The sequence below is a fragment of the Paraliobacillus salinarum genome (assembly GCF_014083865.1).
In the GTDB taxonomy this organism is placed as follows: Bacteria; Bacillota; Bacilli; order Bacillales; family Amphibacillaceae; genus Paraliobacillus; species Paraliobacillus salinarum.
The window spans coordinates 1-18232 of sequence record NZ_JACEFA010000018.1 but is presented as its reverse complement, the minus strand read 5'-3'; the positions used below and the strand labels follow the sequence as shown (position 1 = coordinate 18232).

General features: G+C 35.4%; 19 protein-coding genes. 17 read left to right on the top strand and 2 right to left on the bottom strand.

All coding sequences use genetic code 11. The features are described 5' to 3' along the window. Positions 1 to 20: 20 nt before the first annotated feature. From HP569_RS13045 to ptsG, 8 genes are all read left to right on the top strand, one after another. Positions 21 to 974: a ribose-phosphate diphosphokinase gene (locus HP569_RS13045; protein ID WP_182201616.1), complete on the top strand. Its 954-nt coding sequence runs from the start codon at positions 21 to 23 to the stop codon at positions 972 to 974. An 86-nt stretch (positions 975 to 1060) separates the two neighbouring features. Then, on the top strand, positions 1061 to 1684 hold the full coding sequence (locus HP569_RS13040) for a 50S ribosomal protein L25/general stress protein Ctc (RefSeq protein WP_182201615.1): 624 nt from the start codon (positions 1061 to 1063) through the stop codon (positions 1682 to 1684). Positions 1685 to 1813: 129 nt separating this feature from the next. Further along, complete coding sequence (gene pth / locus HP569_RS13035) at positions 1814 to 2374, top strand: aminoacyl-tRNA hydrolase (protein WP_182201614.1); 561 nt, start codon at positions 1814 to 1816, stop codon at positions 2372 to 2374. Positions 2375 to 2446: 72 nt separating this feature from the next. Beyond that, positions 2447 to 2677, top strand: coding sequence for an anti-sigma-F factor Fin (fin, locus tag HP569_RS13030; RefSeq protein WP_182201613.1), 231 nt, complete (start codon positions 2447 to 2449; stop codon positions 2675 to 2677). Between the two features lie 120 nt (positions 2678 to 2797). After that, entirely contained in the window at positions 2798 to 6337 is a 3540-nt protein-coding gene (gene mfd / locus HP569_RS13025) for a transcription-repair coupling factor (RefSeq protein WP_182201612.1), read from the top strand. A 122-nt stretch (positions 6338 to 6459) separates the two neighbouring features. Next, on the top strand, positions 6460 to 6993 hold the full coding sequence (spoVT, locus tag HP569_RS13020; protein ID WP_182201611.1) for a stage V sporulation protein T: 534 nt from the start codon (positions 6460 to 6462) through the stop codon (positions 6991 to 6993). A 134-nt stretch (positions 6994 to 7127) separates the two neighbouring features. Further along, complete coding sequence (glcT, locus tag HP569_RS13015; protein WP_182201610.1) at positions 7128 to 7970, top strand: glucose PTS transporter transcription antiterminator GlcT; 843 nt, start codon at positions 7128 to 7130, stop codon at positions 7968 to 7970. Between the two features lie 255 nt (positions 7971 to 8225). Beyond that, positions 8226 to 10211 (top strand): glucose-specific PTS transporter subunit IIBC, encoded by a 1986-nt coding sequence (ptsG, locus tag HP569_RS13010; protein ID WP_425501878.1) that lies wholly within the window; start codon positions 8226 to 8228, stop codon positions 10209 to 10211. Positions 10212 to 10351: 140 nt separating this feature from the next. On the opposite strand, the gene HP569_RS13005 is transcribed toward ptsG, so the two are convergent. After that, complete coding sequence (locus tag HP569_RS13005) at positions 10352 to 10750, bottom strand: RidA family protein (protein WP_182201608.1); 399 nt, start codon at positions 10748 to 10750, stop codon at positions 10352 to 10354. Between the two features lie 475 nt (positions 10751 to 11225). Between HP569_RS13005 and HP569_RS13000 the strand changes: the two genes are divergently transcribed. The 9 genes from HP569_RS13000 to HP569_RS12960 all read left to right on the top strand — a co-directional run bounded on the left by HP569_RS13000 (position 11226) and on the right by HP569_RS12960 (position 17980). Next, positions 11226 to 11663: a DUF2383 domain-containing protein gene (locus HP569_RS13000; RefSeq protein WP_182201607.1), complete on the top strand. Its 438-nt coding sequence runs from the start codon at positions 11226 to 11228 to the stop codon at positions 11661 to 11663. Between the two features lie 251 nt (positions 11664 to 11914). Further along, entirely contained in the window at positions 11915 to 13519 is a 1605-nt protein-coding gene (locus HP569_RS12995; RefSeq protein ID WP_182201606.1) for a putative polysaccharide biosynthesis protein, read from the top strand. After that, positions 13503 to 14960, top strand: coding sequence for a bifunctional methyltransferase/pyrophosphohydrolase YabN (gene yabN / locus HP569_RS12990; RefSeq protein WP_182201605.1), 1458 nt, complete (start codon positions 13503 to 13505; stop codon positions 14958 to 14960). Before HP569_RS12995 ends, yabN begins: the two co-directional genes overlap by 17 nt. 19 nt (positions 14961 to 14979) lie before the next feature. Then, positions 14980 to 15237 (top strand): RNA-binding S4 domain-containing protein, encoded by a 258-nt coding sequence (locus HP569_RS12985; protein WP_182201604.1) that lies wholly within the window; start codon positions 14980 to 14982, stop codon positions 15235 to 15237. Positions 15238 to 15301: 64 nt separating this feature from the next. Beyond that, positions 15302 to 15604: a sporulation protein YabP gene (yabP, locus tag HP569_RS12980; RefSeq protein WP_182201603.1), complete on the top strand. Its 303-nt coding sequence runs from the start codon at positions 15302 to 15304 to the stop codon at positions 15602 to 15604. Beyond that, positions 15601 to 16206 carry a spore cortex biosynthesis protein YabQ gene (gene yabQ, locus HP569_RS12975; RefSeq protein ID WP_182201602.1) on the top strand — a complete coding sequence of 202 codons (606 nt, stop codon included), beginning with the start codon at positions 15601 to 15603 and terminating at the stop codon, positions 16204 to 16206. Before yabP ends, yabQ begins: the two co-directional genes overlap by 4 nt. Then, a complete protein-coding gene (locus HP569_RS12970) occupies positions 16206 to 16589 on the top strand; it encodes an FtsB family cell division protein (RefSeq protein WP_246367236.1) in 384 nt (127 codons plus the stop codon). The genes yabQ and HP569_RS12970 overlap by 1 nt, the downstream gene beginning before the upstream one ends. Before the next feature lie 75 nt (positions 16590 to 16664). Continuing rightward, positions 16665 to 17075 carry a S1 domain-containing RNA-binding protein gene (locus HP569_RS12965; protein ID WP_182201601.1) on the top strand — a complete coding sequence of 137 codons (411 nt, stop codon included), beginning with the start codon at positions 16665 to 16667 and terminating at the stop codon, positions 17073 to 17075. 344 nt (positions 17076 to 17419) lie between these two features. Further along, entirely contained in the window at positions 17420 to 17980 is a 561-nt protein-coding gene (locus HP569_RS12960) for a hypothetical protein (RefSeq protein WP_182201600.1), read from the top strand. A gap of 55 nt (positions 17981 to 18035) precedes the next feature. Here the strand turns inward: HP569_RS12960 and HP569_RS12955 are convergent. After that, on the bottom strand, positions 18036 to 18232 hold a 197-nt coding region (locus HP569_RS12955; protein ID WP_182199027.1), incomplete at its 5' end, for an IS3 family transposase.

Genomic DNA, 18232 nt, shown 5'->3' with positions numbered 1-18232 from the left:
ACAAATGGAGGTTTGACAACATGTCAGCGGAATATCAAGATTCTTTTTTGAAAGTATTTACCCTTAATTCTAACCCGCATTTAGCACAAGAAATAGCAGATGAAATAGGTGTTCCTTTAGGAGAATGCTCAGTTACCACTTTTAGCGATGGAGAAATTCAGATCAATATTGAGGAAAGTGTACGTGGTTGTGATGTATATGTAGTTCAATCCACCTGTGTACCAGTTAATCAGCATATTATGGAAGTGTTGATTATGATTGATGCTCTAAAACGTGCATCAGCCAAAACGATCAATATTGTCATGCCTTATTATGGTTACGCGCGTCAAGATCGTAAAGCTCGTGCGCGCGAACCAATTACAGCAAAATTAGTAGCTGATTTATTACAAGTGGCTGGCGCTTCTCGTGTCATTTCATTAGATTTACACGCTCCACAAATCCAAGGTTTCTTTGATATTCCTGTTGATCAGCTAGTTGGTGTTCCAATTCTTTCTGATTATTGGAAAGAGAAAGCATTAGATGATGTTGTAATTGTTTCACCAGACCATGGAGGTGTGACAAGAGCTCGTCAATTAGCAGAACGTCTTAAAGCTCCAATAGCAATTATTGATAAACGTCGTCCACGTCCTAATGTAGCAGAAGTAATGAATATTGTCGGGAATATCGAAGGGAAAACAGCTATTCTAATTGACGATATTATTGATACAGCAGGAACAATCACGCTAGGTGCAAATGCACTAATTAAAAACGGTGCAAAAGAAGTATATGCTTGTTGTACGCACCCAGTATTATCTGGACCTGCTATGGATCGAATTGGAGACTCTCCAATTAAAGAGCTTGTTGTAACAAACTCTATTCCATTACCTAAGGAAAAACAAACAAAGCAAGTGAAAACTTTATCTGTAGCTCCGTTAATAAGTGAAGCAATTATTCGTGTGCATGAGCAACAATCTGTAAGTGTATTATTTGATTAATTCATTTTTTATGTTTAATGTTGTAGGTAACAGGGAATAACCTAAGATAGATCTAGTTTTTTCAAATTTATTGGAGGTTGATGAACTTGGCAGTACAACTAAAAGCGAAAAAAAGAGAAGATTTACAGAAATCGAACACTAAGAAAATCAGACAATCAGGACGTATACCAGCAGTTGTCTATGGAAATAACAAGCAATCCAACACGATCTCAGTTGATAGTATAGAATTGCTTAAAACAGTTCGTGATGAAGGAAGAAACGCAATTATTTCATTAGATGTAGAAGGTAAATCAGTTGATGTAATGCTACATGATTATCAAATTGAACCGATTAGAGATGAGTTAGTTCATGCGGACTTTTATGTAGTGAACATGTCACAAGAAATGGATGTTGAGGTAACCGTTCGTTTAGAAGGCGAAGCACAAGGATCTAAAGAAGGTGGCGTGCTTCAGCAACCATTGTATGCATTAGCTGTTCGAGCAAAGCCTGCTGACATTCCTGAAGAAATAATGATTGACGTGTCAGACTTACAAATTGGAGACAGCATTATGGTTTCTGATTTAAAAGATGGCAAGAACTATGAAATACTTGAAGATGAGAATACAACAATTGTGACAGTTACTGCTCCTGATACAGCTGAAGAAGAAACAACAGAAGAAGAACCAGCAGAACCAGAAGTGATTAACGAAAAAGCAGATGATGAAGAATAATATAAAGTGAAAATAGCTTGGACATTGTCCAAGCTATTTTTATAGAAATGAGCTAATGCTTTATTTTTCTTAGATAAATAAGTAGAATATAAAGCGTAGATAAATTGTTTAAAGAAAGACGTGAATAGAATGAAATGCATTATAGGATTAGGTAATCCAGGAAGAAAATATGAAAAAACGCGCCATAATGTCGGTTTTATGGTATTAGATAAACTTGCAAATGAGCATAGCTGGAATATTAATAAATCGAAGTTCAATGGCTTATATACAATGGAAACAGTTGATCAAACAAAGATTGTCCTCCTAAAGCCTCAAACGTATATGAACTTATCAGGTGAGTCGGTTCGCCCTATGATGGATTTTTATAAATTAGCAATCGATGATATTTTAGTGGTCTATGATGACCTTGATTTGCCGACAGGAAAGGTAAGGCTTCGTCAAAAAGGAGGGCACGGTGGTCACAATGGCATTCGCTCTATGATTGATCATTTAGGAACAAAGCAATTTAACCGCCTTCGTATCGGAATTGATCGTCCAGTAAATCAAGTCAGTGTTGTTGACCACGTTTTAGGTGAATTTTATAAAGCACAACAACCATTAGTGGAAGAAGCGATCGATCATGCCGTAGCAGCTTGTAATGCTTGGATGAACAAACCTTTTCCAGAAGTAATGAATGATTTTAACCAATAATCATATAGTGTATAAAACGCTTGCCAATGGAAATGCTTATAATAAAGGTCATTTCTATTGGAGGTAATTTAGATGGCGATATTGTACAAGTGTCGACACTGTAAACAGCTTTTAGGTACAATCAATCAAGATGTAATTGATGCCAAGCTATTAGGCTTTCAGGCACTTTCATCTGAAGATAGAAAAGAAATGATACAGTATGTTGAAAATGGTGACATTGAAATTAAAGTGATATGTGAGGACTGCCAAGACACATTAGAACATAACCCTCACTATCATGCATTAGATTCGTTTATTCAATAACACAATACAAAAACAATTAAATAGATAGAAGACAATGCTTTTTTAGCTTTGGTTATTCAACCAAAGCATTTTTGTACGTAAAAAACTATCATGCATGTGTGACATATTAGGGGGAAGAAAATGAAGGGAATAAAAGATTTTTTATCTCATCATAACGATATTTACTCGATAATTAACGGATTATCATCTGGGTTAAATGAGCAGCTTGTTAGTGGCTTAACTGGTTCTGCAAGAAGTTTATTAGTATCCATTTTAAAAGAAGCAACTGAACGACCAATCCTGCTTGTTACGCATCACTTGACCCAGGCGCAACAATTGTATGATGATTTAATCAAGTTATCATCGGACCGAGAAGCTATTCATTTGTATCCAGTTAATGAACTGATCACCTCAGAAATGGCGATAGCCAGTCCGGAATTAAGAAGTCAGCGTATTCAATCACTAACCAACTGGTCACAAAGTGGAAAAGGTATTCTAGTAGCGCCAGTTGCTGCTTTGAAGCGGATGTTACCACCCAAAAGTTATTGGAAAGACTTTCAACTTATTTTTGAAGTTGGTCAAGATATATCGATTGATAACTATTTAAAGACATTAATTCATATGGGCTATCAACGTGTAGATATGGTAGCTAGTCCGGGTGAATTTAGTTTACGTGGTGGGATTTTAGATATGTATCCCATTACAGAATCAAATCCAGTTCGAGTGGAATTATTTGACGAAGAAGTAGACTCGATCCGATTATTTGATCCGGAATCACAGCGATCACTAGAGAAAAAGAAACATGCCTTAATTCAGCCAGTTACAGAAATGCTTTTAACAGACCAAGACTTATTAACAGGTGCACAACGTCTACAAGCAGCTTTAGCAAATGATTTAAAAAAGATACATGATCCAGCTGTGGGTGAAAAGCTATCACAAGCAATTACAGAAGATATCGACCGTTTGAATCAACAGGAACGGTACCAAGAGTTAATCAAATATGTTAGTTTTTTCTACGAAGAAAAAAACAGTTTACTAGATTATTTACCTGAGAACGGTTGTATCGTGTTAGATGAAATGAGCCGGATTCAAGAGGCAGCATTACACCTTGATCAAACCGATGCAGAATGGCATCAGACATTATTGGAAGAACATCAAATGGTACGAACAGCAAAGTTTTCTTTTGACTGGCATAAAGTTTGGGGAGAAATGAAGCACCCGAAGCTTTATTTGTCTGTATTTCTGCGACATATACCGAATACGAACCCACAAAATATTGTTAACCTATCTTGTCGCGCTATGCAACAGTTTCATGGGCAAATGCATGTATTACAAAACGAAGTCGACCGATGGGAAAAAGGATCCTACTCTATTCTTGTATTAACTCCTAATGCAGAACGAGCAGAAAAAGTGCAATCTATTTTACAAGATTACAAAATGGGCGCCCAAATTATTGATAATGATGTGGAACTTCCTGTAGACAAAATATCCATTATGATTAGTGAACTAAATGGTGGATTTGAATTGCCATTACACAAGCTAGCAATCATCACTGAAAAAGAATTATTTAAGAAAACAACGAAAAAAACGACAAAGAGAAAACAAAATATCTCTAATGCAGAACGAATAAAATCCTATCAAGAATTAAAGATTGGTGATTATGTCGTTCATGTTCATCATGGAATTGGTCGCTTTGTAGGTATTGAGAATTTAGCAGTGAATGGTGTACACAAAGATTTTATGCTATTAAAATACTCTGGTGATGACAAGTTATTTGTTCCAATCGATCAAATTGATTTAGTTCAGAAGTATGTAGGTTCAGAAGGAAAAGAGCCGAAACTATACAAGCTGGGCGGAAGCGAATGGAAAAAAGTAAAGAGTAAGGTACAATCTACTGTAGAAGATATTGCAGACGATTTGATTAAACTATATGCAGAACGTGAAGCAACGAAAGGACATGCTTTTTCCGAAGACACACTTATGCAACGTGAATTCGAAGATGCTTTTCCTTATGAAGAAACTGAAGATCAATTACGATGTATTGAAGAAATAAAAGAAGATATGCAGCGTGTTCGTCCAATGGATCGCTTGCTATGTGGGGATGTAGGATATGGAAAAACAGAGGTTGCTATTCGTGCAGCGTTTAAAGCAATTGCTGAAGGAAAACAAGTTGCTTTTTTAGTTCCTACTACAATCTTAGCCCAACAACATTTTGAAACAGTGATGGAACGTTTTCAAGATTATCCAGTGAATATAGGTTTATTAAGCCGTTTTCGGACACGTAAACAACAGAAAGAAACTTTAGATGGTTTAAAAAAAGGCTTGATCGATATAGTTATTGGTACACACCGCTTATTATCAAAAGATGTTATTTATCATGATCTAGGTTTACTAATTGTTGATGAAGAGCAACGTTTTGGTGTGAAGCACAAAGAAAAAATTAAACAGCTAAAAACAAACGTTGATGTGTTAACTTTAACTGCAACACCAATTCCGAGGACATTGCATATGTCGATGCTTGGTGTGAGAGATCTATCAGTTATCGAAACGCCACCTGCTAATAGATTCCCGATTCAAACCTATGTGTTAGAGTATAATCCGATGTTTTTACGTGAAGCTATTGAACGGGAAATGGCAAGAGGAGGACAAGTGTTTTTCCTTTACAATCGGGTAGAAAATATTGAACGTAAAGCACAGGAAATTAGTATGCTCGTTGATGATGTGCGTGTAGGTGTTGCACATGGCCAGATGAATGAAACAGAGCTTGAAAATGTAATGCTCGGGTTTTTAGAAGGAGAATATGACGTACTAGTGAGTACGACAATCATTGAAACGGGTGTTGATATACCAAATGTGAACACATTGATCGTTTACGATGCAGATCGAATGGGACTTAGTCAGTTGTATCAGCTGCGTGGACGTGTAGGAAGAAGCAATCGGATTGCATATGCCTATTTTACGTATCAAAAAAATAAAGTGCTTACTGAAATAGCCGAGAAACGACTACAAGCAATAAAAGAATTCACAGAACTAGGATCTGGTTTTAAAATAGCAATGCGTGATTTGTCTATCCGAGGCGCTGGTAATATATTAGGGGCACAGCAACATGGCTTTATTGACTCGGTAGGGTTTGATATGTATTCTCAAATGTTGACTGAAGCTGTTGAAAAACGAAAAGAAGGAAAGTTAGAAGAGGAAATTAAACAGTTTAATCCAGAAATCAATCTTTCCATTGATGCTTATTTACCAGATACTTATATTCCGGATGGAAAGCAAAAAATCGATATGTATAAACAATTCCAAACAGCGGAATCGGATGAAGATGTTATGGGGATTAGCGAAGAATTAATTGATCGATTTGGTGACTACCCGAGTGAGGTTTCTAACCTAATTGATGTTACAACGTTGCGCATAGAAGCAAAGAGACAACGGATAGAATCAATTAAAGAAAACAAACAAGGTATTACATTAATTGTAGAAGCGCAAGCCAGTCAACTTGTTGATGGAGAGAAGTTATTTCTCTATGCAAACAAGTATGGACGTATGATACAATTAGGAACAGAAAATCAAAACTTAAAAATTAGTTTCCGTTGGGATCGAAATACCTATCCTAATCGCTACCAAGAAGTTATCGGTTTTATTAAAGGTATGAAAGAATTAAACCGGGTAGCCACAAAATAAAATGTATAGTTCATTTTTAACAAAGCATACTAAAAACACAACTGGTTATTTATGTTTTTACTTTTATATAAGTGGAAATACTACCAGCAAGATGATCATCATAGAAAGAGAGGCTGCTTAAAATGAAAGCTACAGGAATTGTACGTCGTATTGATGATTTGGGAAGAGTTGTTATACCTAAGGAAATAAGAAGAACATTACGCATTCGTGAAGGTGATCCATTAGAAATATTTGTTGATCGTGAAGGGGAGGTTATTTTAAAGAAATATTCTCCTATTCGCGAATTAAGTACTTTTGCAAAAGAATATGCGGAAGCACTGTTTGACTCTGTAGGAAATGGAATTCTAATATGTGATCGTGATGCATTTATTGCTGTTGCAGGTGAACCGAAAAAAGAATACTTAGGCAAGAACATTGCACAACAAATTGAGCGAATAATGGAAGAGCGAAACAGTGTGATGAAACCAGAACAAGTAGCACTGGAATTAGTTGCTGATCAAGGTGTGATTAACGCATCCTATGTGATGCACCCTATTATCGCAAGTGGTGATCCAATTGGCTGTGTTATTATTTTCACTAAAGAAGGAAATGTCTCAACGGTGGAACAAAAAGCGGCAGAAACAGCAGCTGGATTTCTAGCTAGGCAAATGGAATAAAGTATTTTATATATGAGTGGTAGGCGTAGTACATACACCTATCACTTTTTAAATATAAAATACTTGCGAACAATTGTGTTTACCTATACGATATAAAGTGTGACTGAATGGCATAGCTTTGGAGGAATGCCGTTATGCAGCGAGAGCTAATTGTAAAAAAGGCGTTAAATAATAATGTAATTATCGCATCACATCCGGTTTATACAGAGGTAGTTTTAATTGGAAAAGGTATAGGCTTTAACAAACAAAAAGGAGATAAAGTCCCTTTTGATCAAGCAGACAAAACATTTTTGTTAAAAGATGAACAAGAAAAAGAACAGTATATGCACTTATTGACCCATGTTGATAAAGCTATTATGACACTTATGAATGATATTATGTTTTATATTGAGGAAAGAATGGGCCAATCTTTAAATGAGCATATTCATGTAGCGTTGACGGATCACTTGGCGTTCGCGATTCATCGCGTACATAAAAATATTCCGTTTAACAATCCATTTCTGTTCGAAATCGAATCTTTGTACCCAAAAGAGTTTCAAGTTGCTTCTGAAGTGGTGCAGAAGGTGAAAGATGAACTACAAATTGCGTTCCCTGAAGGAGAAATTGGTTTTGTTGCATTGCACATTCATAGTGCGATTACAGATAAATCATTACGAGATTTGAATAAACACCATAAGCTTATTTCAAAATTGATTCAAGTGATTGAGCAAACATTAGCAATTCAATTACAACAAGGTGATATTAATTATAATCGATTAATTCAGCACCTTCACCGCGCGATTGAACGAGTTTATCAAGGGGAGCAATTGGGTGAACAAAAAAAATTAGCAGAAATGTTGAAAATGACATATCCGGTATGCTATAATCTTGCTTGGAAACTGATTAAAGTTATGCAAAAACAATTAAATAAACCTGTAGATGAAACAGAGGTCTTATATTTGACGATTCATCTGCAACGTTTAACTAATAAAATCTAGTTGCGTGTTACTGATTCGATCAGGCATGAGTAAAAGAGTATGTTAGTTACCAGGGGATAGTTCTATCCTTATTATGGTAATAACACCCTTTTTACTCATGCTTTTTTTATTTAAATAATTTATTAAACGCTATTGTCATTCATTATTTTTTGTATGTAGCACAAACTAGTTATTGCATAACGAAATAAAAAGGAGGAAATTGTATTGGCTAAATCAAATGTTTTTGGAACGCTACAGAAAATAGGGAAAGCGCTTATGCTTCCTGTTGCTTTATTGCCAGCCGCTGGAATTTTGCTTGCGTTTGGTACAAGTTTTGCTCAAGATTCATGGATTGATAAGTTTCCGTGGTTTGGAAACCCTGCTGTATTAAAGGTGTTAGAAGTAATGTCAGAGGCTGGTGGAATTGTATTTGATAACTTGCCGTTGCTATTTGCTGTTGGTGTTGCCATCGGGCTAGCTGGTGGAGATGGTGTTGCTGGTTTAGCAGCTATTATAGGTTATTTAATTATGAATGTAACGATGGGTGTTTTCGGTGATATTACCGCTGACATGGCTGCAAATGATCCTGCTTATGCGTCTGTATTAGGAATTAATACCCTACAAACCGGTGTTTTTGGCGGTATTATTGTGGGTGTGCTCGCCTCCTATTTGTATAAAAAATTCTACAACATTGAATTACCGCAGTTTTTAGGGTTCTTTGCAGGAAAGCGCTTTGTTCCTATTATTACTGCTTTCTCATCACTATTTTTAGGAATTATTATGTACTTTTTATGGCCTTTTGCACAAGAAGGTCTAAACAACTTATCTTATTTCATGCTCGAAACAAATCGGACAATTTCTACCTTTGTTTTCGGTGTAATTGAACGTTCATTAATTCCATTTGGTTTGCACCACATTTTCTACTCGCCATTTTGGTTTGAATTTGGTAATTACACAGATGTTGCTGGTGAGATTATTCGTGGTGACCAACAAATATTCTTTGCGCAATTAAAAGATGGTGTACCATTCACTGCTGGTAACTTTATGACTGGTAAATTCCCGTTCATGATGTTTGGTCTACCGGCGGCAGCTCTTGCTATTTACCACACAGCAAAACCATCACGTAAAAAAGTGGTTGGAGGCTTAATGGCATCAGCGGCGTTAACATCATTTTTAACTGGTATTACTGAGCCATTAGAGTTTTCGTTCTTATTTGTAGCACCAATTTTGTTTGGTATACATGCTATTTTTGCAGGTTTATCCTTTATGACGATGTACTTACTTGATGTAAAAATAGGAATGACCTTTTCTGGTGGGTTAATTGACTATATCTTGTTTGGAATTATGCCGAACCGTACTGACTGGTGGTGGGTCATCGTTGTCGGTCTTGTATTTGCAGTGATTTATTACTTCGGATTCCGCTGGGCTATTCTTAAGTTTAACTTAGCTACTCCTGGTCGTGAAGACGAAGCGGAAACTGATGAAGATTCCGATAATGAAGTAGATGATCGACCATACGAAATTCTAACAGCGATGGGTGGACAAGAAAATATTACTCACCTAGACGCTTGTATTACTCGTCTTCGTGTGAGTGTTGCTAATAAAGACCAAGTTGATAAAAAGCGTTTGAAAAAACTAGGTGCTTCAGGTGTAATGGAAGTCGGTAACAACATTCAAGCTATTTTTGGTCCGGTTTCTGATACGCTTCGTGGACAAATGCAAGATATTATCGATGGAAAAACACCACGAAAGAAAGAAGATGTATCAGAACAAATCTCAGAAGAAGATAACAAGATGGAAACCATACATGGTCAAATAAAAATAACTAGCCCGATGGCTGGAGAAATTCTTCCGATTATAGAAGTTCCTGATCAAGTTTTTTCACAAAAAATGATGGGAGACGGCTTTGCTGTGAAACCTTCGACAGGCAGAGTAGTTGCTCCAGTTAGTGGTAAGATATTGAACATTTTTCCTACCAAACACGCGATTGGTATTCAAGCTGAGAATGGATTAGAATTACTAATTCATATAGGCATTGATACAGTGAATCTAAAAGGAGAAGGCTTTACTGAAAAAGTAGAAGAAGGCCAAACGATTAATCAAGGCGATTTATTAATGGAAGTAGATCTAGATTATATTGAGAAAAATGCGGCTTCTACTGTTACACCAATTATCTTCACGAATTTAGAAGAAGGTCAATCGATTGAAGTGAAGGCAGGAAAAGTTGATGAAAATCAAACAGACTTTGTGACAATTAAATAGAATTTATTTTAAAAACCTTTCTGTTGTCATTTCAACAGAAAGGTTTTTAATAATTTAAGAATCAATTGTTTAACTGTGCTATTCTTAGAGGATATTATCTGGTTTTAAAGCAATCGTTTTTTATGAAGTGTGTTTGAAATTTATACTTTTGCTGCCCAGATTTCTATTTCAATTTTTATCTCAGGTATACCTAACGCAACAATATATCCAACGGTCATCGCTGGATAATCATTGCTAAATAATTGTTGCCATTGTGAATATAAGAATTCCCAATCAATATTCTCAGTCGCCCATATGTTTACTTTTATAATGTTTTCAGTACTTAACCCTTCAGATTGAAGGATTGTTTTTATGTTAGTAAATGTATTACTTATTTGTTCATTCATACTTTTTGGGAATTGTCCATTTTGATCTACACCGACTTGACCTGATGTAACATATAATTCTGCATTTCTTGGGATTTTTGTAATATGTGTGTAATTACCCACCGGTGCAGGCAAATTTTCTGGATTTTTCCTTGTGATTTTTATATTTTCCATTTAATTACCTCGCTAATAAGAAGATTTTTCTGCCGTTTTTCTCTATGCATTCCTAAATTAGACACACTTCACCCTTGGAATGAATTCTAGAAAAAAACAGCAGTGGAATATCCATATCCGAACGATAAAAATTTAAGTGATTTTTTCTTCATGACTGAATACTCCTCTCTCTTAAAATAACCAGGTTTTTAATAATTTCTATTTTATACGAAGTGGGTACTTTGCGCAACAAAACTAGGATTTATAACACATCATTATAGGTTTTTGTATAGTCAAATGCATTCCTTTTAATAAGTATTATTCTAAATGCATAATGTTGGTTAAATGTAAGAAATGCTACTGTTGTGGAAAAAACAAGTTTACTTTTAGCATAATAAAATATGAGTGGGGCAAAATTTAATATAAAAAATTAGGGAATTAGCATATTTTTATTTGCAACTTATCTATTTTCCCATTAGTAAAAGGATGAATTCAGATGAGCAATCAACAAATTATAAAAACCTTAAACAAGCTACTTCAAGGGCAATATATGGGCATACATGCATATGAAAAATTCATTGAAAAACTAGATGATGCTTCACCTCTTCGCACTAGGTTTATCACCATTCAAAAAGAGTTAAAACAACATGCAGGTTTACTTTCAGAGCGTATACAAGAATTGCACGGAACTCCAGAGACCAGTGAAGGGGTGCTAGGTAAGGTGCAGCTCTTTATTAGCGAGATTACTGATCATCCACATGATGAAACCGAAATTTTAAAGCATGCGATAAAAGGACAAAATCTTTATGGTATTAAAATGACAGAAAAGTTAGTTCGTGATAAACTTGATGAAAAAAGTTTGAAGCTTGTACATGACATTTTAAATAAGCAAAGAAAACATGTAGATTATCTAAAATCGGCATTACACGACTAATATTTTAATGTAAAAAACTTTGAATACTTTAATATTCAATAAAGCAACAAAACAATAATATAAGACGAGTTATTTGAGAGGATGAATTATTTATCCTCTATTTTGTTTTGTCTTTAAACAGAACGAGCATTTAGCACTAACTAGTTAAAAAGTGGTTTTTTATTCCAATCTTAATAGGTGATAGGTGTATTAAGCTAAATAGCTTGTGCTATAATGTAACCTATTAATGTTAACGGAGAAAGGCGTATCGTATGTTACAAAAAAGGTCTAACAAGCATTTTTTTCAAGGAGCCCTTATATTAACGCTGGCAGGTATTGTTAGCAAAATTTTGAGTGCGGGTTATCGCATTCCATTACAGAATATAACAGGCGATGTCGGCTTTTATATCTATCAGCAAATTTACCCGTTTTTAGGAATGGCGATGATGCTTTCCTTGTACGGCTTACCGACAGCCATATCAAAGCTTATCGCAGAAAAAACAGAGGGGGGAAGAAAAAAGCTACTCACCTCAGATTTCTATCGGATTGCTACTGTTCTTTTTCTCTTTTCTATCGGAGTGGCAGTTCTTTTATTTGTTTTTGCACCAAATATAGCGCAAATAATGGGTGATCTATCTCTTATTATTCCTTTAAGAACGGCTTCATTTGTCTTTTTAGTTATTCCGTTTGTTTCTAGCGTTCGAGGATTATTTCAAGGATATAATAATATGATACCAACAGCATTTTCACAAATGGTAGAGCAGTTAATACGAGTTCTTTTAATCATTGGTTTTTCATTGTATGTAATTCAGCAAAGTAAACCGTTCTATTATATTGGAATCGGCGGTGCTGTAGCATCTTTAGTGGGAGCATTAGGTGCTAGTCTCATTTTATTTATTTTTTTAAAAAAAGAACAAGTTACTTTTCAGCAGGCAGGTAATGCTACCATTAGGTGGAGTGAAAGTGTGCGGTCTGTTCTAGGCTTTGGATTAGTGATAACGATTAATCATATGCTATTATTATTATTCCAGTTTGTTGATGCATTTACGTTAGTATCTGAGTTGAAAATCTATGGTTATAGCTTAACCGATGCGAAAATATGGAAAGGTATCTTTGATCGTGGACAACCACTTGTTCAATTAGGAATTGTCATTGGTTCGTCATTAGCATTGGCGTTAATTCCAACAATAACAATGGATAGGTTTAAGAAACAAGAGAGGCAATTTATCTCTTATATCCGAAGCTCGTGGAAGTTTAGTCTTTATTTATCGACAGGAGCTGCAGTAGGATTAATTACGCTCTTTCCTCATGTAAACGAGTTATTATTTTTATCAAATAGCGGGACAAGGACCTTACAAGTACTAGCCTTTACGATTATTTTTGCTTCACTTAGCATTACAACTGCGTCTATTTTGCAAGGTTTTGGCTATATGTACAGAACAGCATGGTTTGTTCTAATTGGTGTAGGATTTAAGCTCCTGCTAAATATATTGTTAGTTCCACTATTAGGTGTTTTGGGGGGAGCATTGGCGACTGTAATAGGCGCCGCTGTTGTGTTGATGGTTAATATACATCGTTTGAAAATGGTAGTACAAGAGCGAATTATTGACGTGCCGTGGATTCGATTGCTTAGCTCCATAGCCGGTATGGTTTTTATTTTATTTTTAATCAATCAAAGTATTTTTCCGTTTATTATTCAGGAATCTAGAATGTTGTATGCTGTATATTTGTTACTAGCAATAGTAGCAGGAGCAAGTGTGTATGTAATCTTATTAATTAAGTTTCGAGCATTTACAAAAGAAGAACTAGAAGTATTGCCCTTTCAGAAAATTGTCAGACGTATTGCAAAGGAGAATAACTATGGTAGGAAATATTGAGATCATTGGATTAGGTGCGGGAGACATTGATCAACTGTCGCTAGGTGTTTATCGAAAGCTAAAATCGTCTAATCAACCAATTTTTGTTCGCACATTAGATCACCCTGTTATTAAAACTTTAGAGGAAGAAGGCGTTTCGTTTATCTCATTTGATGAGGTGTATGAACAGCATGATTCTTTTGATGAGGTGTATCACGCTATTGTGCAACTACTTTTGAAGGAGACAGAAAAAATAGGCTCTGTACTTTACGCCGTTCCTGGTCATCCAATGTTAGCAGAAAAAACAGTTCAGTTATTATTGGAAAATAAAGAGGTAGAGGTAAGTATCACTGGTGGTCAAAGTTATTTAGATCCACTATTTACAGCCCTTCAAATAGACCCGATAGATGGATTTCAATTTATGGATGCAACGGCTTTTTCTCGTAGCCAGATCGATTATCGAAACCACTTAATCTTCTGTCAGGTGTATGATAGCTTTATCGCATCTGAAGTGAAGCTCGCATTATTAGAGGATCTTCCACCAGAGCACCGTGTAACCATTGTGGAAGCGGTTGGTAGTGAAGAAGAACGAATCCAAACAATAGAGTTAGTCGAGCTAGATCAGGGCATAGAACTTAGTAATTTAACGAGTGTTTATGTCGCGCCAACTGAAGAAGAAAGGTTAAATCATCAGTTCTTTAGACTGCGTGATGTGATTGCTACTCTTAGGGGTCCTGCTGGATGTCCGTGGGATAAGAAACAAACGAATCACTCGCTGCGAAAATATTTACTAGAAGAAGCATATGAATTAATAGATGCAATAAATGATGAAGATGATGATGCAATCATTGAAGAACTTGGTGATGTCTTACTTCAAGTGATGCTACATAGTCAAATTGGAGAAGATCTTGGTTACTTCACCATTGATGATGTAATAGCAGGAATAACAGATAAAATGATTCGAAGACACCCACATGTGTTTGGAGACGTAAACGTGACAAGCGAGGCTGATGTTATCCTAAACTGGAATGACATTAAAGCAAAGGAAAAAAACACAAATCAATTTGAATTATTGCTCGATCGTGTGCCAAAGTCTGCGTCACCGTTAATCAAGGCAGAAGCATTACAAAAAGAAGCCGCAAAAGTTGGTTTCGATTGGTCCGAACCAGAGCCAGTCTGGGATAAAATTTTTGAAGAAATAAAGGAATTCCAAGAAGCAGTACAAGAAACAGATGCGTTTGAAATGGAAAAGGAATTTGGGGATATTCTATTTGCTATTGTTAATATAGCAAGATATTATAAGGTTAACGCAAACCTAGCATTAGAACAAACGAATCAAAAATTTATTCGTCGTTTCCAATATATCGAACAAGAAATCGCTAAAAAGGAAAAAACGATTGAAAGTCAGACATTGGAAACATTAGATAAGTTATGGAATGAAGCAAAAACAAAAAACTGCTAAAAGGGAGAAGAGGTGTACAATGCGATTAGATAAATTTTTAAAAGTATCTCGTTTAATTAAACGCCGGACATTAGCTAAAGAAGTGGCTGATCAAGGTAGGATTACAATAAATGGAAGCAAAGCTAAGGCCTCTACGAATGTATCTGTAGGAGATGAGTTAACCATTCAGTTTGGTCAGAAGAAGCTTACTTTGACGGTACAGGAACTAAAAGAAGCTGTAAAGAAAGAGGAAGCAACATCACTATATACAATTATAAAAGAAGAACATGTTCAATAAATTTCTTCTGTTCTAAACTTGTCCCTCCCGTCATATAGTTCTAATGATAAGGGAGGGATTTTTAATGGTACAAGGTCAACGCAACTATCCATCACATACAGAACAGACAGAGCATTATGTTCGGGTCAACAATCGCCGTGTCATTGAAATTAGTGGTGTAAAAGAAGTGGACAGCTTTGATAATGAAGAATTTCTGTTGCAGACAGTAATGGGATATATGATGATCCGGGGAGAAAATCTACAAATAAAAAATTTAGATGTGGATCAGGGAAATGTAGAGATTAAAGGAAAAGTGTACGAGCTTTCTTATATGGATGAACAGCAAGGAGATAAAACTAAAAGCCTGTTTAGTAAGCTGTTTAAATGAGTTTAACGATACAGTTCAGTACAATTGTAGCTATGATTGCGGGAGGTTTTTATTTAGGTTGTGCCATAGATACGTTTCGGCGCTTTGATAGGTATTGGAAAGGTCAGCGTATCCTTTCATTTAGTTTAGAAATCTGTTTTTGGCTATTACAGACCTTAATATTGTTTTATCTTTTGTTTTTAGTTAACCAAGGTGAACTTCGATTGTACATTTTTTTATCAATTTTTTGTGGTATTGCAGCTTACCAAAGCTTATTTGCTTCGATCTACAAGAGGTTATTGGAACGAGTTATACATGTAGTTATCAGGTTTTATCGAGCAATCGTTCGTTTAGTCGGACTGCTGGTTATTCGTCCGATCTTGCTTGTATATCGACTTTTACTAACCATACTATTATTTCTATTGGGTATCGTTTTTTTCATCATTAAACAAATGAGTATAATTATTTTTTTTCCAATACGATTAATAGGTAAGGTTATTTCACGACTTATACCGAAAAATGCGCAAAAATACTTAGTTGATTTAGCGGGATTTTATAGTAAAATAGAGTATAATATAATAAAAAGATGGAAATCTATATGGCATAAAGGAGGTAGTAAGTAGTGGGGAGACAAAAAAGGCAAAATGTATCACGGATCAATTCTTCTTATATGAAGCAGTATGATGCCCATGTAGAAAGACAAAGAAAGAAGAAAAAACGATTACACCGACGCCTCGCACTGTTTGCTATCGTCGTTTGCATTACATTCGGTAGCATGATAATGTACCATGTTAATCAACGTTCCCTCTATGCTCAAAAAGCCGAAGCGTATCAAACCATGCAAGAAGATTATAAGGCACTTCAACAAAACGAAGAGAATCTCAAAGAAAAAGTGAAGCTATTAAAAGATAAAGAATATGTATTACAAATAGCAAAAACAAATTATTTCTTCACAAAAGAGGGCGAAATTGTATTTAAGTTGCCCGAAGAAGCCCCGTCTTATTGACATGGTTTTCAATGCTTATATATAATGTAGTTGTAGTATATCTTTTTTTTATTCTTAAGGAGGAGCATTTTTTTTATGTCAATCGAAGTAGGCAGCAAGTTACAGGGTAAGGTAACCGGAATCACTAATTTTGGTGCGTTTGTTGAATTGCAAGAAGGAACAACAGGTCTAGTACACATTAGTGAGGTTGCTGATAATTATGTAAAAGACATTAATGAACACTTAACTGTTGGAGATGAAGTGACAGTAAAAGTCATTAATGTTGAAAAGGATGGAAAGATTGGATTATCTATTAAGAAAGCAATAGATAAACCAAGTAATTCTCAAGGACGTCGTAAAAATAATAGTCCTAAAAATAATCGTGAACGCCCGGAGTCATTTGAGTCTAAAATGAATCGTTTCTTAAAAGATTCCGAAGATCGGTTAGCTACTTTGCGCAAGCATACCGAATCCAAGCGTGGAGGTCGAGGTGCTAAAAAAGGCTAACTTGCTGTCTTATACAACCCATTAAGAGAGATGCTAACGGGAACAAGTCATAGTACAATTGATGGAAAACGAGAAGGTTTTGTAATTATATATTATAATAATAACTATAAATTATTGGCCACTATTGAATTAGTGGCTTTTTTCTCTTGGAACATCTAGGGCGGGATAGTGATCATTTGTAATACTGTATACAATTTATAGTTCAGGGTATTTTAAAAAAGAACATGATGAAAATTGTGTTTTATTTCACAAAATATCCACACATTTTTATTATAAAAGTCTATTAAGTATGTTAAAATGGGTATGTAAATGAAACGTAATTAACATATTAGGAGGTAGAAGACATGAAATTCAAATTATTTTTGGCAATGATCTTGTCTGTATTTTTACTTGCGGCATGTGGTACAGATGACAATGCTGATGAGGGAACAAACGAGGATACAACAGAAGAAACAGATGGTGGAGAAGAAGCAGATGCAGTAACAACAGCATCGATTGTTAACGAAGCAGATGCATTTGTTGATGCAGTATCAGAAAATGGTACTTGGATTATCGCTACACTTAATGATATTACTTTGGAAGAAGAAGTAACTGTAGCTGGTGAGTTTCATGACAAAGGTGATGAAGCGAATGATGTTTATCGTAAAATAGCTCCTTACACACAAGATGAGGACCGCAATATTACAGCATCATACACAATCACTACACCTAAAATGACAATTCAAAGTGAAAACTTAAACTTCTATGCAGGAACATTAGCTGGTGATGTACATGTTGAAGCAAATGGATTCCAACTAGGAGAAGAAGCAAAGATTGATGGAAATCTTACTTTTGCAAGTCAAGAGTACCAAGATTCAGCTAATATTGCTGGTGAAGTTACTGGCGATACAACTGTAGCAGAGTAAATTAAATTAAAAGGGCTATCTTTATGATGTGACCCCAAAAAGTTAGAGTATTATATTAAGCAGCTAATTGGCTGGTGTGAATTCGGTATTGAACTGGACTCATGCCTGCCAATTTTTGCTTTATACGCTTATTATTATAATAATTGATATGTTCCTTAATTTTATTTTTTAATTCTTCAAACGAGCACAGTGCCTCTCCGTAATACATCTCTTGTTTTAGTAAACCAAAAAAGTTCTCCATGGGCGAATTAT